The 19,605-nt window shown below is 64.6% G+C and carries 15 protein-coding genes; 6 read left to right on the forward strand and 9 right to left on the reverse strand.

Annotated features, from left to right (window positions below; translation table 11 throughout):
• Positions 1-10: 10 nt before the first annotated feature.
• The 4 genes from O1Y97_RS25545 to O1Y97_RS25560 are packed head-to-tail and all read right to left on the reverse strand — an operon-like array spanning position 11 to position 4,696.
• A complete protein-coding gene (locus tag O1Y97_RS25545; RefSeq protein WP_108610270.1) occupies positions 11-1,012 on the reverse strand; it encodes an ABC transporter permease in 1,002 nt (333 codons plus the stop codon).
• On the reverse strand, positions 1,009-2,517 hold the full coding sequence (locus tag O1Y97_RS25550; protein ID WP_108610269.1) for a sugar ABC transporter ATP-binding protein: 1,509 nt from the start codon (positions 2,515-2,517) through the stop codon (positions 1,009-1,011). The genes O1Y97_RS25545 and O1Y97_RS25550 overlap by 4 nt, the downstream gene beginning before the upstream one ends.
• Positions 2,514-3,923, reverse strand: a complete 1,410-nt coding sequence (locus O1Y97_RS25555) for an FGGY-family carbohydrate kinase (RefSeq protein WP_268738122.1) — start codon at positions 3,921-3,923, stop codon at positions 2,514-2,516. Before O1Y97_RS25555 ends, O1Y97_RS25550 begins: the two co-directional genes overlap by 4 nt.
• A complete protein-coding gene (locus O1Y97_RS25560) occupies positions 3,920-4,696 on the reverse strand; it encodes a DeoR/GlpR family DNA-binding transcription regulator (RefSeq protein WP_108610380.1) in 777 nt (258 codons plus the stop codon). Before O1Y97_RS25560 ends, O1Y97_RS25555 begins: the two co-directional genes overlap by 4 nt.
• Before the next feature lie 234 nt (positions 4,697-4,930).
• On the opposite strand from O1Y97_RS25560, the gene O1Y97_RS25565 reads away from it, so the two are divergent.
• Positions 4,931-7,033 carry a bifunctional rhamnulose-1-phosphate aldolase/short-chain dehydrogenase gene (locus tag O1Y97_RS25565; protein WP_108610267.1) on the forward strand — a complete coding sequence of 701 codons (2,103 nt, stop codon included), beginning with the start codon at positions 4,931-4,933 and terminating at the stop codon, positions 7,031-7,033.
• A gap of 162 nt (positions 7,034-7,195) precedes the next feature.
• On the opposite strand, the gene O1Y97_RS25570 is transcribed toward O1Y97_RS25565, so the two are convergent.
• Both O1Y97_RS25570 and gcvA read right to left on the reverse strand, forming a co-directional pair.
• Positions 7,196-8,167 carry a GlxA family transcriptional regulator gene (locus O1Y97_RS25570; protein ID WP_318764292.1) on the reverse strand — a complete coding sequence of 324 codons (972 nt, stop codon included), beginning with the start codon at positions 8,165-8,167 and terminating at the stop codon, positions 7,196-7,198.
• A 224-nt stretch (positions 8,168-8,391) separates the two neighbouring features.
• Positions 8,392-9,276, reverse strand: a complete 885-nt coding sequence (gene gcvA, locus O1Y97_RS25575; RefSeq protein ID WP_268738124.1) for a transcriptional regulator GcvA — start codon at positions 9,274-9,276, stop codon at positions 8,392-8,394.
• A 103-nt stretch (positions 9,277-9,379) separates the two neighbouring features.
• Here gcvA and O1Y97_RS25580 point away from each other — a divergent pair, with 103 nt between their 5' ends.
• The 4 genes from O1Y97_RS25580 to O1Y97_RS25595 all read left to right on the forward strand — a co-directional run bounded on the left by O1Y97_RS25580 (position 9,380) and on the right by O1Y97_RS25595 (position 15,068).
• Positions 9,380-10,579, forward strand: coding sequence for an aromatic ring-hydroxylating oxygenase subunit alpha (locus O1Y97_RS25580; protein ID WP_268738125.1), 1,200 nt, complete (start codon positions 9,380-9,382; stop codon positions 10,577-10,579).
• Between the two features lie 177 nt (positions 10,580-10,756).
• Entirely contained in the window at positions 10,757-11,713 is a 957-nt protein-coding gene (locus O1Y97_RS25585; RefSeq protein WP_268738126.1) for a PDR/VanB family oxidoreductase, read from the forward strand.
• A 74-nt stretch (positions 11,714-11,787) separates the two neighbouring features.
• Positions 11,788-14,208, forward strand: coding sequence for a GcvT family protein (locus O1Y97_RS25590; protein ID WP_268738127.1), 2,421 nt, complete (start codon positions 11,788-11,790; stop codon positions 14,206-14,208).
• Positions 14,209-14,285: 77 nt separating this feature from the next.
• Positions 14,286-15,068 carry a DeoR/GlpR family DNA-binding transcription regulator gene (locus O1Y97_RS25595; protein WP_268738128.1) on the forward strand — a complete coding sequence of 261 codons (783 nt, stop codon included), beginning with the start codon at positions 14,286-14,288 and terminating at the stop codon, positions 15,066-15,068.
• A gap of 52 nt (positions 15,069-15,120) precedes the next feature.
• Here the strand turns inward: O1Y97_RS25595 and O1Y97_RS25600 are convergent, their stop codons facing one another.
• Entirely contained in the window at positions 15,121-15,780 is a 660-nt protein-coding gene (locus tag O1Y97_RS25600) for a dihydrofolate reductase family protein (protein WP_268738129.1), read from the reverse strand.
• 215 nt (positions 15,781-15,995) lie between these two features.
• Here O1Y97_RS25600 and O1Y97_RS25605 point away from each other — a divergent pair, with 215 nt between their 5' ends.
• Positions 15,996-18,473: a GcvT family protein gene (locus tag O1Y97_RS25605; RefSeq protein ID WP_268738130.1), complete on the forward strand. Its 2,478-nt coding sequence runs from the start codon at positions 15,996-15,998 to the stop codon at positions 18,471-18,473.
• 59 nt (positions 18,474-18,532) lie between these two features.
• On the opposite strand, the gene O1Y97_RS25610 is transcribed toward O1Y97_RS25605, so the two are convergent.
• Both O1Y97_RS25610 and gstA read right to left on the reverse strand, forming a co-directional pair.
• On the reverse strand, positions 18,533-18,862 hold the full coding sequence (locus tag O1Y97_RS25610; RefSeq protein WP_268738131.1) for a DMT family transporter: 330 nt from the start codon (positions 18,860-18,862) through the stop codon (positions 18,533-18,535).
• 2 nt (positions 18,863-18,864) lie between these two features.
• Complete coding sequence (gene gstA / locus O1Y97_RS25615; protein WP_268738132.1) at positions 18,865-19,491, reverse strand: glutathione transferase GstA; 627 nt, start codon at positions 19,489-19,491, stop codon at positions 18,865-18,867.
• Positions 19,492-19,605 lie beyond the last annotated feature (114 nt).

Consider the following 19,605-nt stretch of genomic DNA (forward strand, 5'->3'; position numbering starts at 1 on the left):
TCGCAGCCCCTCAGCTTCTGCCGCGCCGGCGCAGCATGTCGGCCAGCACGGTTGCCAGGATCAGCAGCCCGATCACGGCGCGCAGCCAATAGGCCGAGACGTTGACGAAGATCAGCGCCGAACCGATGGTGGCGAACAGGATGGTCGCCAGCGTCGAGCCGATCACCGTGCCCGAACCGCCGAGGATCGACACGCCGCCGATGACGACCGCGGTGATGACGGTGAGTTCCAGGTTCGGCGGAACCGTCGATTGGATGACCTGCAGCTGGGTGGCGAACAGGATGGTGGCGAGGCCGGCAAAGGCGCCGTGGATGACGAAGACGGCGACGATGCGGCGGGCGATCGGGATGCCGGTCGCAAGGGCTGCCTCGGCATTGCCGCCTATGGCGTAAAGCGAGCGGCCGAAGGCGGTGTAGCGCATCCACAGTGCCGCAAGCGCTGTCAGCACGACCATGAATACGAGCGGCACGGGCAGGCCGAGAACCTGCTTCTGCGCGATCAGGTAGGCGGGCGGCAGGTCGGTGATCCAGGTACCGCCAGTGACGCTGATCAGGCCGCCGCGCAGGATGGACAGCGCGCCGAGCGTCACCACGATGGACGGTATGCGGGCATAGGCGACGAGGATGCCGATGATGGCGTTGATCGCCATGCCGACCAGCACCGGCGCCAGCCAGGCGAACCAGATCGGGTAGCCGGCGACCGCCAGCGTGCCCGAGATCGTCGCCAGCACGCCGATCAAAGCGCCGACCGAAACGTCGATGTTGCCGGTGACGATGACCATCGCCATGCCGATGGCCGCGACGGCAATATAAGCATTGCCCGCAAAGATGGTGGTGAGGTTGTTGGCGCTGATGAAGCGCGGATTGACCATCGTCACGACGGCGAACAGGACGACGATGGCGGCCAGCACCACGATCTCCTGGCCGTATTCAGCGAAAAGCCGCTTGAAGAAGCCCGGACGCTGAGGGACCGAGCGCGAACGGGCGGTCGCTTCGACTGTCGTCGTCATCATGCGGCCTCCCCGGTGCGATGCGCGGTCATTGCTGCGCCGACGCGCTCCGGCGTCGCTTCTGCACGGGCGATCTCGCCGGTGATGCGGCCGCCACTGATCACCAGGACGCGGTCACTCATGCCGAGCACCTCAGGCAGTTCGCTGGAGATCATGATGATGGCCACGCCCTGCTTCACCAGTTCCCCCATGATCGTATGGATCTCGGCCTTGGCGCCGACATCGACCCCTCGCGTCGGTTCGTCGAGGATCAGCACCTTCGGCATGGTCTCAAGCCACTTGGCAATGACCACCTTCTGCTGGTTGCCGCCCGAGAGCTCGCCGACCGGCTGGCCGATGTTGCGGCAGCGGATGCTGAGCCGCTTAACCGCGTCGAGCGCGCGCTGCGCTTCCTCGCCGGCCTTGATGAAGATGCCCGACGACAACTGCTCGATGGTCGCCATCGACACGTTCTTGCGGATGGCCATGGATTTCACCAGCCCCTGCTGGCCGCGATCCTCCGGCACATAGGCAATGCCCAGATCGCGCGCCTGGCGCGGCGATCCGATACGAACCACTTTGCCGTCCATGGCGATCTCACCAGAGGTTGCCGGCGTCATGCCGAACAGCGTCAGCGCCAGCTCGGTGCGGCCGCTGCCGACGAGGCCGGCAATACCGAGAATCTCGCCACGCCGCAGATCGAAGGAGATGTCGCGCACGTGGCGGCCGTGATTGAGGTTCGTCACCCGAAGAACGGTCTCGCCGATGGTTGCGTCGGCCTTGGGGAACAGGCTCTCGATCGAACGACCGACCATCATCGAGACCAGTTGGTTCTCGTCGACCTCGCCGATGTCCCTGGTGGCGACATGGGCGCCGTCGCGCAGCACCGTCACCCGGTCGGCAAGCGCAAAGATCTCGGACATGCGATGGCTGACATAGACGATACCGACGCCGCGCTCACGCAACTGCCTGACGATCATCATGAGCCGCTGCACGTCGGATTCGACCAGCGATGCGGTCGGCTCGTCCATGATCAGGATGCGAGCATTCTTGCTCAGCGCCTTGGCGATCTCGACACGCTGGCGCTGGGCGACCGACAGGCTGAGCACCTTGGCATCGACGTCGAGATCGTAGGTGTCGAGCTGGTCGAGCAGATCGCGGGTGCGGCGGCGCACTTCGGCCCAGTCGATTACGCCCAAGGCTGTGCGCGGATAGTTGCCGAGGAACACGTTTTCGGCCACCGACAGCTCAGGGAAAAGCAGCAATTCCTGATAGACGGTGGCGATGCCGACCGCGGCCGCATCGCGGGTCGAGGAGAACTTCACCTCCCTGCCATCTACCGTAATCGTGCCGGCATCGGGTGTGTAGAGACCCGACATCATCTTGATGAGCGTCGACTTGCCGGCCCCGTTCTCTCCCAGAAGCGCGTGCACCTCGCCGGGACGGACGTCGAAGTTCACCTCCTTCAGCACCTTCACGCCGCCGAAGGACTTGGACATGCCGGAGAGGCTGACATAGGCGGTGCTCATCGGCTCGCCGCCTTCGCTTCCGACTTCGCAGACCTCGCATCGACCCGCGCGCCGTCGGCCAGTTCGCGCCAACGGGCGCGGTAGTCGTCAAGCCCGGGAATATGTCTTGCGGTTACGGGAACGGTCTCGTCCTTGAACGGCTTGAGGCCTAGCGCCTTGAAGGCGAGTGCCGCAGCGCCCGTCGCCGAGCCTTCGCTCATCGTCGAGCGCACGACGGTCTGGGTCGGGCGCAACTGCGCCAGCATCGCAGTGAACAGATCGACCTTCGCCAGGCCGCCATCGACGACGAGGAGATTTTCCGACTTGATCAGGTCGAGCGACAGGTCGGTCATCATGGCGACATAGAGGACGGCAACCGCCGCACGCTCCTCGCCGCTGACCTCGCCGCCGACGATTTGCCCTTTCGTCTCCGGGAAAGGTCCGCCGGCTGCCCAGGACGGCATGGCGAAGACGCCGCGCTCCATCACGCGCTCGACTGCACCTTGCGAGATCGGCTTGTTCCAGCCTTCGCTAATGAGATCGTATTCACGCCCGCCCATGAAGCGCAGCGACGGCGCCGGCTCGCCATCGACGGTGACGTTGGCGATCATGTCGCGATCCTGGTCGAGCGCGCCCAGCGGACAGTCGAGATTGATGATGATGACCCAGGTGCCGGTCGAGACGAGCGTAAAGTCGCTCAGCCCCGTCATGCGGTAGTAGGCCAGCGCCGCATTGGAGTCGTGCACGCCGTTGTGGACAGCAATGGCGCGGGTGCTGCCATCGGCCAAGGTTACCTTGGCTTCACCGACCACCGCGCCAGCCGGAGCGATCGCCGGAAACCTGTCGCGCCAGCCAAGCCGCTCGACCAGCGAGCTGTAGTCCCGCTCGAGCGGCGCCCAGAGCTGGCTGTGTGCGCCGAGATAGGACCATTCGGCCAGTTTGCGGCCGCTGAAGCGCCACACCCAGTATTGTGGATAGCAAAGGATCGCCTCGGTCACGGCGAAAGCCTCGGGCTCTTCAACCTCAAGCCAATAGATGTGGCGGGCAATGGAAAAGCCTAGAGGCAGCCATGGCGTATAGGTCTCGGCGAAGTCGGGCAGGATCGGGTCGATCGCATCGGCAACCGCATCGGGAATTTCCTGCTCGTAGTCGAGGATCGGATGCAGGAGCTCGTTGCCGCGCACCAGCGCAAAGGCGCAGCCATGGGCCGATATCGTCAGCCGCGTCACGTCGTGCGTCGCTGCGACCTCGGCCAATTCATGGTTCATCCAGGCGAACAGCCGTTCGTCGTCGAGCACGCTCCGCCCGTGAAAACCCTGCCAGATCGGCTTGGTGCGGCGTTCGTCGAGCAATGCGCCATCGGGCGAGAACACGAACAGCTTGGAGTTCGTCTTGCCGAGATCGAAGACTGCGAGCGCGCCGCTCATGCCCCGCCCCCGTTGGAAGCGATGCGAAGCGTTATGCCTGCACTCTCCAGCATCTTGGCATGCTGGTCGGACAGGCCGTCGTCGGTGATCAGCATGCCGACACGCGACAGCGGCAAGGCCGCATTGCGGGCATGGATCGAAAATTTTCGGCTATCGGCCAGCACGACGATCTGGTCGGCATTGCGGCTGAGTTCCTGGATCGAGCGCACCATCAGCGGATGCGATTCATGCAGACCGTCGGCACTGATCCCTTGCGCCCCGAGGAAGAACTTGGAGGCGTAGAAATTGATCGGCTGCGACGGCGAGTAGATCACACGTGGCTCGCGATGCAGTTCGCCGCCGGCAAGTGTCAGGCTGCATTTGCCGTGCTCGCCGAGATAACCGGCCAGCGGCATGGAGTTGGTGAACAGGCGGACATTGCGGTCGGCCAGCATGACGCCGAGATGGAAGCAGGTCGAACCGCCATTGACGATTACCGCGTCTCCATCGGCAACCATGGTCGCGGCAAGCTCGGCGATCAGCCGCTTGGGCTCGACGGCCAGATCGCGGTTCTCGTCATAGGGCCGCGCGAAGGCCGTGCCCTGCGCTGCGCCATCAAGCGCGGAGACACCGCCATAGACCTTGCGGGCACCGCCTGCCTCATCGATCTTGTCGATGTCGCGCCGCACGGTGGCCGCGGAAACACCGAGATGCTCCTGCAACTCGCGCACCGAAGCAAAGGGTCTGTCGCGCAAGAGCTCGACGATCTGCCGTTGGCGGACCATGTCGTTCACGAAAACACCTCCCATGGCGTCGCGAAAAGGCAGTGCCATGAGCTAACTTACGCAAATCAGATTCTTGCGCAAGCGGTTTGTGACGAAAATTGCTCATATCGCGCTGCAACTAGATCATACCGCGCCGCACAATGACAAAGTTCAATCTTTTTGCGATTGACAAACCGCATGGCTTGGCCTGATTTTACGGCCAAACGAGAGCGGCGCCCGATCTCGCGCCGGGAGGAATCCGACATGCCCGACACCAACTCCACGCGGCTTGCAAATCTGTGGGACGACGCGAAGGCCGCCGCCATGAGCGAGCCGGAGCGGCTGGTCTATCGCTCCAACATCCTGGGTTCGGACAAGCGTGTCACCAACTATGGCGGCGGCAACACCTCGTCCAAGATCATCCAGCAGGATCCGCTGACCGGCGCCGAGGTCGAGGTGCTATGGGTCAAGGGATCGGGCGGCGACAGCGCCTCGATCAAGCTCGACGGCTTCGCCACCCTTTATATGGACAAGCTCAGGGCTCTGAAGGGGCTCTATCGCGGCCTCGCGCATGAAGACGAGATGGTCGGCTACCTGCCGCACTGCACCTTCAACCTCAACCCGCGCGCGGCCTCCATCGACACCCCGCTTCATGCCTATGTTCCAAGGGCTTACGTCGACCACATGCATCCCGACGCGATCATCGCGATCGCCGCGGCCAAGGATTCCAAGGCACTGACCGCCAGGATCTTTGGCGACGAGATCGGCTGGCTGCCGTGGAAGCGGCCGGGCTTCGAGCTCGGCCTCTGGCTGGAAAAATTCTGCCTGGAAAATCCCTCAGCCAAGGGCGTCGTGCTCGAAAGCCATGGCCTGTTCACCTGGGGCGATACGCCAAAAGAATGCTACTCGATCACCATCGACACCATCAACAAGGCCATCGGCTGGTTCGAAGGCGAGACGAAGGGCAAGCCGGCTTTCGGCGGCACGGCCGTGAAGTCGTTGCCGGCGGTCGAACGCCGTGCAATCGCTGCGCGCTTGATGCCCCGCATCCGCGGAATGATCTCGCAACAAGGCGTGCGCAAGCTCGGTCATTTCGACGATAGCGACGCCGTGCTGGAGTTCGTCAACTCGCACGACCTGAGCGACCTTGCGGCACTCGGCACTTCCTGCCCCGACCATTTCCTGCGCACCAAGATCAGGCCGCTGGTGGTCGCCTTCGATCCGTCAAAGCCGGACGTGGATGCCGTGGTCGCAGCCCTGCCCCAGGCGCTGGACGATTACCGCGCCGGCTACCAGGCCTATTACGATCGTTGCAAGCATGCGGATTCGCCCGCCGTGCGCGACCCCAATGCCGTGGTCTACCTGGTGCCCGGCGTCGGCATGTTCACCTTCGCCGCCGACAAGGCGACCGCCAGGATTTCGGCTGAGTTCTACGTCAACGCCATCAATGTCATGCGCGGTGCCTCGGCGGTGTCGACCTATATCGGCCTGCTCGAGCAGGAGGCTTTCGACATCGAGTACTGGCTGCTCGAGGAAGCCAAACTGCAGCGCATGCCCAAGCCGAAGTCGCTGGCAGGGCAGATCGCCTTGGTCACGGGCGGCGCCGGCGGCATCGGCAAGGCAACCGCGGTCCGGCTTCTGCGCGAGGGCGCCTGCGTGGTGATCGCCGACATAGACGAGCAGGCACTGGCGACTGCCCATGACGAGTTGGGCAAAACTTTCGGCAAGGATGTGGTGCGGCCGGTGCAGCTCGACGTCACCGACGAGGTTGGCGTGGCTGCAGCCTATACCGCAAGCGCCGTCGAGTTCGGCGGCGTCGACATCCTGGTCTCGAACGCCGGCATCTCGTCGTCGGCGCCGATCGAGGACACTGAACTTTCCATGTGGAACCGGAACATGGATATCCTCGCCAAGGGCTACTTCCTGGTGTCGCGCGAGGCCTTCCGGACCTTCAAGCAGCAGCAGCTCGGCGGCAACATCGTCTTCATCGCCTCGAAGAATGGGCTTGCCGCCTCGCCCAATGCGGCGGCCTACTGCACCGCCAAGGCGGCCGAGATCCATCTTGCCCGCTGCCTGGCGCTCGAAGGGGCGGAGCACCAGATCCGGGTCAACACGGTCAATCCGGATGCCGTACTGCGCGGCTCCAAGATCTGGACCGGCGAATGGCGTGAACAGCGCGCGGCGGCCTATGCGATGCAGCCGGACGAACTTGAGGAACACTACCGAAAGCGCTCGATGCTGAAGCGCTCGGTCTTCCCGGAAGACATCGCCGAGGCCGTCTACTTCCTCGCCTCCGACATGTCGGCCAAGTCGACCGGCAACATCATCAATGTCGACGCCGGCAACGCCCAGAGCTTCACGCGATGAGGTGGACGCAAGTCCAGGGCTATGCCGTGGCCCTGGAGCGCAGCGCCGAGTCTTCCACGCCGGGTAGTGACGCCCTATGGCGGCCTGAGCAGCAGCGATCGCCTGCGAACGACAGGCTGTCCAGCCTGATGTCGAAGCGCCGTTAGCGTCGACGCCTGATCGTCACGCCGCGGGCGAGCGCAACTTGCTCGGCAGGACCTTGAAGTGGTCGCGAAAGCTTTTCGAGAAATGCGAAGACGAGACGAAGCCGCAGGCAACGGCGACGTTCATGATGGGCATGTTGGTGAGTTCGATCAGTTGCCGCGCCTTGGCGAGCCGCAGGCCGAGATAATGCTGCCATGGCGTCGTCGCGAGATGGCGTTCGAACAGCCGTTCGATCTGGCGCCGCGACAGCGACACCTGGGCCGAGATCTCCTCCAGCGACAGCGGCTCCTCGATGTGCTTTTCCATCATCTGGACGATGCGCAACAGTTTCTTGCCGGTGCTGCCATAACGAAGGCCCGGCGGTACCGACTGGCGGGCGGCGCCGTCGCGCCAGCGATCGGCGGTGACATGCTGGCAGATGCTGCGCGCCAATTCCGTGCCGCAGCGTTCCTGCACGATGTCGATGGCGAGATCGAAGGCGGCGAGTTCGCCGGCGCAGGTGACGATCTGGCCGTCGCGCACGAACAGCGCGTCGTCGATGGCGAGATCGTAGAAGGTTTCGGAAAGTGCTGCCATCTTGCCCCAGTGGATGGTGCAGCGCGCATCGCCGAGCAGACCCGCATCGGCCAGCAGCCAGGTCGCGGTGCCCAACGCATAGATTGGGAGTTGGGCGCGGCCGATACGGCGCAGGCAGGCGCGCAGCTCCTGCGCGCCGTGTCGCTCCACACCCTCCCCGGCGCAGATCGCCAATGCCGCCTGCGGCTCGAACGGCAGCGCCTTGGCCGCCTCGGCGAAACTGCCTGATACCTCGACGGCAATGCCGCTGGCGCTCGCCACCGAGCGTCCGTCGAGGCTGACGAGCTTCCAGCGAAACAGCTCGGTGCCGGCCAGCGCATTGGCAAGCCGCAATGGCTCGACCAGTGACGACAGGCAGAGCTGGGAAAAGCCCTGCAAGAGCAGGATGGAGAACTCGGCAGATGCTTGTGCCACTTGGGATCGCGGCACCGGACGCTGGAAATCCACACCCGGCCAGCGAGCTCCAACATCGAAGTCCGTGTGCTTGCTTGGCGCGTTCATGTGGCCCTCCCGGCGCATGCGGCAAGGCAGGAGCTCGACTTTTCCCAGGCCAAAACCGTTGAGTCACAAATTGGCGCAAAATAACACAAAATGCAACATTGCAATTTGCGGCAAGCGTCACCCCAGGCAGTCCGAGATCACGCCCCGACGGCCGCCACGGGCGCGGTCATGCTCAACAGCCAGTCACGGAAAGCCGTCACCTTCGGTGTCCTGGCTTTCTGCGGCGTGGCAAGGAACCAGTAGGATCCCGCCCCGCGCAGTCGCTGCTCGAACGGCGCCACCAGGAGGCCGCTCGCCAGTTCGCGTTCGATGAGCGCCGTCCTGCCGAGCAGCACGCCCTTGCCTTCGATCGCGGCACGAATGCCCATGATCGACTGGTCGAAGAACGAACCGGCCGATGTGTCGATGCCGGTAACGCCGACATGGGCGAGCCAGGTGTCCCAATCCTCGTCATAGCCGGGCACATGCAGCAGGTCTCGAGCCCTCAGGTCCTCGGGTGAATTCAGCGACTCGGCATATTTCGGCGTACAGACCGGAAAGGTCTCGTCGCGCAAAAGCAGCGTCGCCTCGCGCTTCGGCCAGTTGCCCCAGCCGAACTCGATCGCGGCATCTACCTTGCCTTCGCCATGGTCGAGCGCGGTCAGCCTGAGATCGATGGTCGGATGGGAGGCACGAAACAGGTCGAGCCGTGGCGCGATCCACTGGCTGGCAAACGACGTCGGCACATGCACGACCAGCATTTCGCGCGTGCCGCGTCCGGCGATCCTAGCGGTCGCCTCATCGATCAGGCCGAAGGCACGTCCGAGCTCTTCGGCATAACGGCGGCCGCGGTCGGTCAACCTGACGCCATTGGCGTGGCGGTCGAACAGCTCTTTGCCGAGCCTGAGCTCGAGCGCCCTGATGTGCTGGGAGATAGCCGAGGGCGTGACGTTCAGCTCCGCGCCGGCTCCGGCGAAGCTGCCGAGCCGTGCGGCGGCCTCGAAGGCCCGGAGCCAGTTCAGGGGTGGTCGGGCAGAGGCCATGGTACCATTAGATTTTCTTGTGCTTCCCCCAAGGTAATCGCGTTTGCTTGGGCAGGCAAGAACGTTTCCAATCTGCCCAGTTCAGCATCTGGGAGGCACTGCTATGAACGTCCACTGGCTCCAGGGCTATCGACCCGGCTACGGCCTGCCACGCGATTTCTATACCAATCCCGAGATTTTCGCCGAAGAGCAGGCCCGCATCTTCCGCAACAGCTGGTTCTTCGCCGGCCACTCGATCGAGCTGCCCAAGGCGGGCGACTACATGACGCTCGATGTCGGCGGCGCGCCCGTCGTCGTGGTGCGCGACCGCGACAGCAAGGTGCATGCCCACCATAATGTCTGCCGCCACCGCGGCTCGATCATCTGCACCAAGGAGAAGGGCAAGGCGACACGACTGGTTTGCCCCTATCACTCCTGGTCCTACGCCCATGACGGCACCCTGATCGGCGCACCGATGATGGGCGAAGATTTCGACAAGGCCGCACACGGCCTGAAGCGGGCGCATGCCGAAGAGTTCGACGGGCTGATCTTCGTCAACCTGTCGGAAACCCCCTCGCCTTTCCAAGAGCTGCGCGACCACCTGTCGCCGATCCTGAAATCGCAGGGCATGGCCAAGGCAAAGATCGCGCTGATCCGCGATTACGAGATCGACGTGAACTGGAAGATCGTCGTCGAGAACAACCGCGAGTGCTATCACTGCGAAGCCAACCACCATGGCTATGTCTCGGTGCAGTACGACACCGAAAACGACAATCCCGACCTCAAGGACGAGATTTCGGAGCGGCTGGGCGACTGCCGCATCCGCTGGGAAAAAGCCGGTCTCGACACGGCCCGCGTCAACACCTCGTCTAACAACACGTCCGAATGGTTCCGCGCCAACCGCACCCCGGTGCGCAAGGGCATGGTCACCGAGAGTGCGGACGGGCAGCTGGTCTGCGACGTGCTGATGGCCGGCTTCATCGATCCCGACATGGGCACGGCGCGCGCCAACACCAACATCAACTTCTGGTGCCACGCCAATTCCGACTATGCCCACACGGTGCGGATCACGCCGGTGTCACCGACCAGGACCATCGTTCGCGGGTACTGGCTGGTCGATGAAAACGCTGTCGAGGGCCGCGACTACGACCCCGAGAAGATCGCCGCCTTCCACGATCAGGTGATGTCGGAGGACTGGGAGATCTGCCGTCGCCAGTGGATCGGCATCACCTCGCCCGGCTTCGAGCCCGGCCCCTATTCGCCGACCAAGGAAGCCAATGTCGATCGGTATGTGCGCTGGTACGCCGACCAGATGACGGCTTGATCCGGCCGGCCAACCTCCCTCCCCCTTGTGGGGAGGGATTGAGGGTGGGGGTGCCTTGGCGATGCCATGTCAGGTTCCCATCCCGGCGGGCTCCGCCTCTGGCAGTACCCCCACCCCTTACCCCTCCCCACAAGGGGGAGGGGGTCGCCAGCGCCTAGCCCCAGGGACACGTGAAAAATGCTCTCCAGGCCGGAAATCCTGTTGCAGGTCGCCGAGATCGCGGTGCTGACACCGCGCGTCTCGGCCTATCGGCTGGTTTCGCCCCATGGCGAGCGATTGCCCGCCTGGAGTGCGGGCGCGCATCTCAACTTCCGCCTGCCGAGCGGCCGGGCGCGCTGCTACTCGCTGTGCGGCGACCCGGCCAACAAGGCCGAATACTGGGTGGCGGTTCAGCGCGAGGAGAATGGCGAAGGCGGTTCGCTCGAAGTCGCCGAGACGTTTTCGCGCAGCGTGGTGGTGCGCGCCGATCCGCCACGCAACGGGTTCCCGCTTGCCGAGAATGGGCAACACCACGTCCTCATGTCAGGCGGCATCGGCATCACGCCTGTCATCGCCATGATCCACCATCTCAAGCGAAGCAAGGCGAGCTATTTCGTCCATGTCTGCGCCCGCTCGCTGAAGGAAGTGGCGTTTCGCGATATCATCCAGGCCGAGGTCGCGGCAGGGCGTGCGGCACTCCATCTCGACGGCAACGACCCGGCTCGCAGGCCTGACATGGCGGCGCTCGTCGGCACTGCGGCTGCAGGTGTGCATGCCTATGCCTGCGGTCCCGCCGGTTTCCTGAAAGCCTTCAACCGCGCCACGGAAAGCTGGCCGCGCGAGCAAGTCCATGTCGAAAGCTTCACACCCGAGGCCAGGCAGGCGGAAGGCGACAAGCCGTTTTCGGTGACCATCGCCTCGACCGGCAAGACCATCCAGGTATCCGTTGGCACGACATTGCTCGCCGCGCTCAAGGCCGACGGCCACGACATCGCGACCAGCTGCCGGCAGGGTATCTGCGGCTCCTGCATGGTTCCTTATCTCGACGGCGAACCCGACCACCGCGACCAGACTTTGACCGACGACGAACGCCGCGACTTCCTCACCGTCTGCTGCTCGCGCGCCAGGTCAGCTAGCCTCACCCTCGATCTCTGAACAAACCGGCACGCGCCGGCCGCACCGAAACCAAAATTCCTCGCCGCCTGCGAGGCCAGTTCCGAAAGGCCAACATGTCCAAGCTTCCCTCGCACGCCCGCATCGTCATCGTCGGCGGTGGCGCCATCGGCACCTCCATCGCCTACCACCTCGCCAAGGCCGGCGAAAAGGACGTGCTGCTCCTCGAAAAGAACCAGCTGACGGCGGGCTCGACCTGGCATGCCGCTGGCCTGATGGGCCAGCTGCGCAGCAAGGTGAACCTGACGCGCCTGATGCAGTACAGCGCCGACCTGTGTGCGAAGATCGGTGCCGAGACCGGCCAGGACGTCGGCTGGAAGAATGTCGGCAGCCTGCGCCTCGCCGCTTCCGATGCCCGCTGGGAGGAACTCAAGCGCGCCCATACCGCCGCCAAGAGCTACGGCTTCGACATGGAGCTGGTCGGGCCTGACGAGGTGAAGCGGCTTTTCCCGCTGGTCGACACCAAAGACCTGCGCGGCGCGACCTGGATCGCCTCGGACGGCCATGTCGACCCCTATTCGCTGACCCATGCCTACGCCAAGGGCGCACGCGCGGGCGGCGTACGCATCGTCGAGGGTGTCACCGTCACCGGCTTCACGATCAAGGATCGCCGTATCACCGCAGTGAAGACCGCTGACGGAGATGTCAGCTGCGAGATCGTCGTCAATGCCGCAGGTCTCTGGGCCCGCCAGCTCGGCGAACTCGCCGGCATCGACCTGCCGATCACGGTCGTCGAGCACGAATATTTCGTCACCGAGAAGTCGCCCTCGGTGCCGGACGACCTGCCTACCCTGCGCGACCCCGACGCCAATTTCTACGTCAAGCCGGAGCCGGGCGCGATGGCGATCGGCGGCTGGGAGAAGGAGACCCGCGCCGCCTACGGGCTCGGCAAGCTGCCGATGAGTTTTGGCCAGGAGCTGTTTCCCGACGATCTCGAGCGCATCTCGGAGGTGATCGAAGGGGCGGCCAACCGCATTCCAATCCTTGGCGAACTCGGCGTGCGCGCCGTGGTCAACGGCCCGATCCCGATCTCGGCCGACGGCGAGCCTGTCATGGGTCTTGCCGGCGACTTCGAGAACTTCTTCGTCGCCTGCGGCTTCACCTCGGGCATCGCTGCATCCGGCGGCGCCGGCCGCGCCATGGCCAACTGGATCGTCGAGGGCGACCCGGGCATGGACCTCTGGGCCTTCGACCTGCGCCGCTTCGGCCATCCGCATAGCGGCCTCGCCTATCTCAGGGACAGCGCGCTCGAGGCCTATTCGAAATATTACGCCATCGCCTGGCCGGAAGAAGAACGTTCGGCCTGCCGGCCGCTGCGGCGCTCGCCACTCTACCAGACGCTGACCGCGCAAGGTGCCGTCAACGGCGTCAAGTTTGGCTGGGAACGCCCCAACTATTTCCTCAAGCCGGGCGAGGCCAAGCCGCCGCTCGAAACCTTCGAACGCGCGCCCTATGCCGAAGTCATCGGCCGCGAGCACAGGATCGTCCGCGAAGGCGTGGCACTGGTCGACCAGTCGTCCTTCTCGAAGTTCGAGGTTTCCGGCCCCGGCGCGCTCGCCTATCTGCAGTGGCTGGCCGCGGCCAATGTCGACCGCGGCGACAATGCCGTCATCTACACCCAGCTGCTCAACAGGCGCGGCGGCATCGAGGCCGATCTCACCATCATGCGGCGCGGCGCAGACCGCTTCCATGTTGTCACCGGATCCGCCTTCGGCACCCGCGACGGCGGCTGGATCCGCCGCCACATGCCGCGCGACGGCTCGGTCTCGGTGCATGACGTGACCAGTGCCTATGGCGTCATCAATCTGTGCGGGCCGCTTTCGCGCGAGGTGCTGGCCAAGGCCAGCGAGCACGACGTCTCCAATGAGGCCTTCCCCTACATGACCTGCCGCGAAATCCGCGTCGGCTGGGCGCCGGTCTTTGCTGCCCGCGTCACCTATGTCGGCGAGCTCGGCTGGGAGCTGCATGTGCCCACGGAATACATGGCCTATGTCTATGAGGTGCTGCGCGAGGCGGGTGCTCCATTCGGCATTGCCGATGTCGGCTACAAGGCGATCTCGAGCCTGCGCATGGAAAAGCGCTATCTCTACTGGGGCGCCGACATCACGCCCGACGATACGCCGCTGGAAGCAGGCCTTGGCTTTGCCGTTGCGATGAAGAAGGGCGACTTCCAGGGCCGCGACGCGCTCGCCGCCCAGAAGGAACATGGACTGACCCGCAAGCTCGCCTGCTTCCGCCTGGATGATCCCCTGCCCGTTTATGGCGGCGAGGCGATGTCGGTGAACGGCCGCGTCGTCGGCATGACGACCAGCGGCGACTTCGGCCACACGATCGGCGCTTCGCTGGTCTTCGGCTATCTCAAAGGAGACGACATGGGCCTCCAAGAGATCGAGGTCGAGGCCTTCGGCCACCGCAGCCGCGCCACCGTGGTGGAGCGCTGCGCCTACGACCCCACGGGCGAACGCGTCCGGATCTGATGTGGCGGCATGCGCCGCATGCCACATATTGCAACATCTTCTTGCCAATGTGGCGGCATTGCCGCCACATTGACCCCATGTCCGACTCGCAGAACCACAAGGCGCTCGCGCCGCGCCGACATGACGAGATCCTGAGGCGGCTTGCCGCCGACGGTTCGGTCGGCATCACCGAGCTTGCCGCCTTCTTCGACGTGTCGCGGGAGACGATCCGCCGCGACATGAAGTTTTTGGCCGAGCGCGGCCAGCTCGACCTCGTCCATGGCGGGGCGACTTTGTTCGAGGCCACCGAGCCGGCGCTCACCCTGCGCAGCCAGGAAAATGCCGGCGGCAAGGCCAGCATCGGCCGGGCCGCCGCAGCACTCGTCGAGGACGGCATGGTGGTGTTCCTCGATTCCGGCACCACCACGCTCGCCGTGGCGCATGCGCTTACCGGCAAGCAGAACCTGACCATCTGCACCACCAGCCTGACGATCGCCCTGCATATGTGCCGCCAGCCGCATGTGCGCGTCCACATGCTGGGCGGCGAGATCGACCCGTCGGAAGAGGCTGCCGTCGGCATCGACGCGCTCGACGCCATAAGCCGCTTCCGCATCGACGTTGCCTTCCTCGGCGCCGGCGCGCTGTCGCCCGACGGCGAGGTAACCGACTTCACCCGCAACGGCGCCGAGCAGCGCGCGCGCATGGCGGCCACCGCCGCTCGCGCCTATTTCGTGCTCGACAGCTCGAAGTTCGGCCGGCTGACGCCGCTGCGCATCCAGCGCTTCGAGCTTGCCGCCGGCATCATCGTCGACGCCCCTCCCCCCGCAGCGATGGTGGAGGCACTGGAGCGCAAGGGACCGAAGGTGATCGTCGGCGAATAGCCGACCTGGGGGAGCGGCGAGGCTGCCGCTCCGCGTTTGCCCGGCCCGACGATCAGGTCAGCTTCCGCCGCCGTTCCAGTTCAGCCTCGGTCGGGGTCTCGAACTCGAACGAGCCGGTGACGATGTCGCCGTCACGGATGTACTTGTTGACCGTCACGCCGGTGCCGGAAACCTTCGACGACACCAACTTCAGCGCCGCCGGCAGGGCGGCATCGCCGAACAGGCGCTTGCCCTTGCCCAGCACCAGCGGGAAGATCGAGATGTTGAGCTCGTCGACGAGGTCGCCGGCGAACAGGGTCTTGAGGAAATCCGTCGAGCCCTGGGTCAACAGGTCGGGACCGTCCCCGGCCTTCAGCTTGCGCACGGCGGCGACTGCGTCCGGGCCGAGTGAATGGCTGTTTTGCCAACCGAGCTTCAGGTCAGGATTGCGGGTGGCCACATATTTGTTGATGCGGTCGAACAGCGGGCCGATGGGATCGTCCGCATCGACATAGGGCCAATGCGCGGCAAAGATGTCGTACGTCTTGCGCCCAAGCAGCAGGTCGAACGGCCTGGCGAACATCTCGCCCACCGCCTCGGTCATCGTGTCGTCGAAATAGGGCGCCGCCCAGCCGCCGAGTTTGAAGCCGCCGATCGGATCCTCGTCGGGTCCGCCGGGTGCCTGCATGATGCCGTCGAGGCTCATGAATGCACCCACCACGATCTTTCTCATGTCTGATCTCCTCATCGCACCTGCCGACTGTACGCCTTGAAGACGTTCGGCGGAGACTCGTTCCGACAGGGTCGGGAAAAAATTGCTGGACTCTGCACCGCGCGGTCCCTGCCTCGTCGGGTTCCAGGCATATGTGATTATTTGTTGCATTTAATGTTGCATTTTGTTGCGACCACGCTAAGGTAGCGACCATCACCTTGGGAGGTCTTTTCATCATGGCGCAGGAATTCCCGACGCAGGCACGCGTCGTCATTGTCGGCGGCGGCATCATCGGTTGCTCGGTCGCCTATCACCTGACAAAGCTCGGCTGGACCGACGTCGTGCTGCTCGAGCAGGGTCAGCTCAGCGGCGGCACCACCTGGCATGCAGCCGGTCTGGTCGGGCAATTGCGCAGCCACGCCAACATGACGAGCCTAATCAAATATTCGACCCAGCTCTACAGCGAGCTTGAGGCCGAGACGGGCCTTGCCACCGGCTGGAAGAACTGCGGCTCGCTGTCGGTGGCCCGCAGCGCCGACCGCATGACGGTGCTGAAGCGCACCGCGGCGTCCGCCCGGGCACAGGGCGTCGACATCGAGGTGATTTCGGCCAAGGAGGCGCAGGAGAAGTGGCCGGTCATGGCCATCGACGATCTCGTCGGCGCAGTCTGGCTGCCCGGCGACGGCAAGGCCAACCCGACCGACCTGACCCAGTCGCTGGCCAAGGGCGCACGCAATCGCGGGGCGCGCGTCATCGAGCGCGTCCGCGTCACCGGCATCACCGTCAAGGACGGTCGGGCAACGGGTGTTTCGACCGACAAGGGCGACATCGCAGCCGAGATCGTGGTCAACTGCGCAGGTCAGTGGGCGCGCAAGGTCGGCGCGATGTGCGGGGTGACGGTGCCGTTGCATTCGGCCGAGCACATGTACATCGTCACCGGCAAGATCGAGGGCGTGCATCCGGACTTGCCGGTGCTGCGCGATCCAGACGGCTATATCTATTTCAAGGAAGAAGTCGGCGGCCTCGTCATGGGCGGCTTCGAGCCCGAGGCCAAGCCGTGGGGCATGAACGGCATCCCCGACGATTTCGAGTTCGCACTTTTGCCCGACGACTGGGACCAGTTCGAGATCTTGATGCAGAACGCATTGGTGCGCGTGCCGCAGTTGGAGACTTCAGAGGTCAAGAAATTCTACAACGGCCCCGAAAGCTTCACCGCCGACAACAATTTCATCCTCGGCGAAGCGCCGGAGCTGAAGAACTTCTTCGTCGGCGCCGGCTTCAACTCGATGGGCATCGCCAGTGCCGGCGGCGCTGGTCGGGCGCTGGCCGAGTGGATCGTCAACGGTGCCGCGACCATGGACCTGTGGCCGGTCGACATCAGGCGTTTCGCCGGCTTCAACAACAATCCGCGCTGGCTGCACGACCGCGTCAAGGAAACGCTCGGCCTGCACTACGCCATGCCGTGGCCGAACCGCGAACTCGACACGGCGCGGCCGTTCCGCCGCTCGGCGCTCTACGACCGGCTGGCCGCCAGGGGCGCCTGCTTCGGCTCCAAGATGGGCTGGGAGCGCGCCAACTGGTTCGCCGCGCCGGGCGAGAAGCCGGAGACCGAATATTCCTTCGGCCGACAGAACTGGCATGGTGCCGTGCAGCGGGAGATGAAGGCCACCCGCGAGGCCGCCGGCATCTTCGACCAGACCTCCTTCGCCAAGATCATGGTGCAGGGCCGCGACGCAGCCTCCGTGCTCAACCGCATCTGCGCCGCCGACGTCGACGTCGAGATCGGCCGCTCCATCTATACCGGCCTGCTCAACGAGCGCGGCGGCTATGAGAGCGATCTGACAGTGATGCGGCTTGGCCGCGATAAGTTCCTCATCGTCACCGGTTCGGCCCAGGCCGTGCACGACGCCGACTGGATTTCGAAAAATATCCCCGAGGACGCACATGTCACTCTGACCGACGTCACCTCATCCTATGCGGTGCTGGCGCTGATGGGCCCTCGCTCGCGCGACATCCTTGCCAAGCTAACCTCGGCGGATCTCTCCAATGCCGGCTTCCCGTTTGCCAGTATCCGCGAGATCGACATCGGCTATGCCACCGCCTACGCCAACCGCATGACCTATGTCGGCGAGCTTGGCTGGGAGCTGATCGTGCCGACCGAATTCGCCGTCGGCGTCTATGAGGCGCTGCATGAGGCAGGACACGAACACGGCCTGTCCGACTGCGGCTACTACGCGCTGGAGGCGCTGCGCATCGAGAAGGGCTTCCGCGCCTGGAGCCGCGAGCTGACCCCCGACATCAACCCGTTCGAGGCTGGCCTTGCCTTCGCCGTGTCGATGGACAAGCCGGGCGGCTTCATCGGCCGCGAAGCGCTGATCGAAACGAAGGCCAAGGGCAAGCTCACCCGCCGCATCGTGCAGTTCACGCTCGACGATTCCGCCCCCATGCTGTGGGGTGGCGAGCTGATCCTGCGCAACGGCAAGCCGGTCGGCGAAGTGCGCTCGGCGTCTTACGGCCACACGCTCGGACGCTCGGTGGCGCTCGGCCTGCTCGACAATGCCGAGGGCGTCGACAAGGACTTCATCGAAAACGGCCGCTTCGAGATCGACCTTGCCGGTGAACGCCACACCGCGACCGCCCATCTCAAGGCGCCCTACGACCCCAAGTCCGAGCGCGTGAGAGCGGACAGCACCGACCTGCGCGAAGCCGCCTGATCATTCACCCTACCCACCCCGACTGCCCCTCCCATTGCGGGAGGGGCTTTTCTTTGGCGTCAGGCCTCAGCCAGCTTGAGCATGGCGATGCCAGCAAGCACGACAACGACCCCGCCCAAACGCAACGGCCCAAGCGTCTCGCCAAACAGCACGATGCCCATGATGACGGTGCCGGCAGCGCCGATCCCAGTCCACACCGCATAGGCGGTGCCGACGGGCAACGCCTCCAGCACCTTGCCGAGCAGGTAGACGAAGGCTGCCAGCAGAAGCACCGAGACGATCGACCAGCCAAGGCGGGTGTAGCCTTCGGCATATTTCATCGACACCGCCCAGGCGACATCGAGAACGCCGGCTACCACAAGCAGGGTCCAGGCAAGTCGCTGGTTCATGGTCAGGCCGCGAGCTTCATGCCTTCGGCACGCATCGCTTCGCGCACCATCGGCCGTGCGCCGACGCGGTCCATGAAGGCGCGCAGCCGTGGGAAAGCGGAAAGATCGACCTTGGCGAAGCCTGACCAGCCGACGATGGTGAAGAGATAGGCGTCGGCTGCGGTAAAGGTCTCCCCCATCAGGTAGGGGCCGATGCCTGCCAGATGGCTTTCGACAGAGGCGAGGCGTTCGGCGATCTTGCCGCGCGCCACCTCCTGCGCCTGGGTGCCGTATTCGGGATGGAACAGCCAAGGGCTGTACATCTTGTGCAGTTCGGAGGCGACGAAGTTGAGCCAGGACTGCAGCTCGTAACGTTCGCGCGTGCCGGCCGCAGGGGCCAGCTTCGCTTCCGGCCTGAGGTCGGCAAGATATTGCACGATCGCCGCGCCCTCGGTGAGCAGCGAGCCGTCGTCGAGTTCGAGCACCGGCACGTAGCCGTTTGGATTCACCTTGGTGAAGTCGTGGCCTGTCGAGGTGACATGCGGCTTCTTGAAGATGTCGACGCGTTCGATGTCGAGCGAAATGCCCGCTTCGAGCGCCACGATATGGGGCGACAGCGAGCAGGTGCCGGTGGCGTAATAGAGCTTCATGATCTGTCCTCTCGGATTTTGACCGTGCGGTCGTTGCTTCCAGGGACAAAGCTAGCTCTTGCGTTGTCGCAATGCTCGTTGGGTTCTCGCCAGCATCGCTTGCATGACTGCAAG

This window comes from Aminobacter niigataensis (assembly GCF_946995915.1).
GTDB lineage: Bacteria > Pseudomonadota > Alphaproteobacteria > Rhizobiales > Rhizobiaceae > Aminobacter > Aminobacter niigataensis.

What these genes read in the sequence shown, in the direction of transcription:
- O1Y97_RS25610 (WP_268738131.1), bottom strand. Translation starts at nt 18,862, where the DNA reads ATGAACCAGCGACTTGCCTGGACCCTGCTTGTGGTAGCCGGCGTTCTC.
- gstA (WP_268738132.1), bottom strand. Translation starts at nt 19,491, where the DNA reads ATGAAGCTCTATTACGCCACCGGCACCTGCTCGCTGTCGCCCCATATC.
- O1Y97_RS25595 (WP_268738128.1), top strand. Translation starts at nt 14,286, where the DNA reads ATGTCCGACTCGCAGAACCACAAGGCGCTCGCGCCGCGCCGACATGAC.
- O1Y97_RS25565 (WP_108610267.1), top strand. Translation starts at nt 4,931, where the DNA reads ATGCCCGACACCAACTCCACGCGGCTTGCAAATCTGTGGGACGACGCG.
- O1Y97_RS25555 (WP_268738122.1), bottom strand. Translation starts at nt 3,923, where the DNA reads ATGAGCGGCGCGCTCGCAGTCTTCGATCTCGGCAAGACGAACTCCAAG.
- O1Y97_RS25600 (WP_268738129.1), bottom strand. Translation starts at nt 15,780, where the DNA reads ATGAGAAAGATCGTGGTGGGTGCATTCATGAGCCTCGACGGCATCATG.
- O1Y97_RS25545 (WP_108610270.1), bottom strand. Translation starts at nt 1,012, where the DNA reads ATGATGACGACGACAGTCGAAGCGACCGCCCGTTCGCGCTCGGTCCCT.
- O1Y97_RS25580 (WP_268738125.1), top strand. Translation starts at nt 9,380, where the DNA reads ATGAACGTCCACTGGCTCCAGGGCTATCGACCCGGCTACGGCCTGCCA.
- O1Y97_RS25550 (WP_108610269.1), bottom strand. Translation starts at nt 2,517, where the DNA reads ATGAGCACCGCCTATGTCAGCCTCTCCGGCATGTCCAAGTCCTTCGGC.
- gcvA (WP_268738124.1), bottom strand. Translation starts at nt 9,276, where the DNA reads ATGGCCTCTGCCCGACCACCCCTGAACTGGCTCCGGGCCTTCGAGGCC.
- O1Y97_RS25605 (WP_268738130.1), top strand. Translation starts at nt 15,996, where the DNA reads ATGGCGCAGGAATTCCCGACGCAGGCACGCGTCGTCATTGTCGGCGGC.
- O1Y97_RS25585 (WP_268738126.1), top strand. Translation starts at nt 10,757, where the DNA reads ATGCTCTCCAGGCCGGAAATCCTGTTGCAGGTCGCCGAGATCGCGGTG.
- O1Y97_RS25590 (WP_268738127.1), top strand. Translation starts at nt 11,788, where the DNA reads ATGTCCAAGCTTCCCTCGCACGCCCGCATCGTCATCGTCGGCGGTGGC.